Consider the following 376-nt stretch of genomic DNA (forward strand, 5'->3'; position numbering starts at 1 on the left):
TGCGGGATATTCTTCTGGAAGGGGATCAGGATTTTTAGGGACATTATTCGGATGGGCTTTGTTTTTGGGTGGAGGATATCTATTAGTAGAAAATTGGGATGCTATCACGGTGTGGATGCATAGTTTAAATATAGTGCAAGGGTTAGACGGTTATGAAGATATGAGTAATGGGTTCATCTTTGTATGCTTGGTTGTAAGTGCTTTTATTTTTATGCTGTTGTTACCTATTTTCGCAATTGTATTCATAGTAGGTTTAATAATCATGAATATTGTAGTTTGTACTTGGTATTGTTAACAACACCAAGTACATACACAAAAAAGAAAAATAAGGAGAGTGAGTGGGAATGAATACAATTCTAGTATTAGGTGGATCAAA

The 376-nt window shown here is 34.8% G+C and carries 1 pseudogene; it reads left to right on the top strand.

The window, feature by feature from the left end:
• A pseudogene (locus tag MR155_RS31530) lies at positions 1–348 on the top strand (hypothetical protein); the annotation flags it as partial.
• Between the last annotated feature and the right edge of the window lie 28 nt (positions 349–376).

Origin of the sequence: Bacillus cereus group sp. BfR-BA-01331 (assembly GCF_022663915.1) — a bacterium.
Classification (GTDB): Bacteria; Bacillota; Bacilli; order Bacillales; family Bacillaceae_G; genus Bacillus_A; species Bacillus_A mycoides.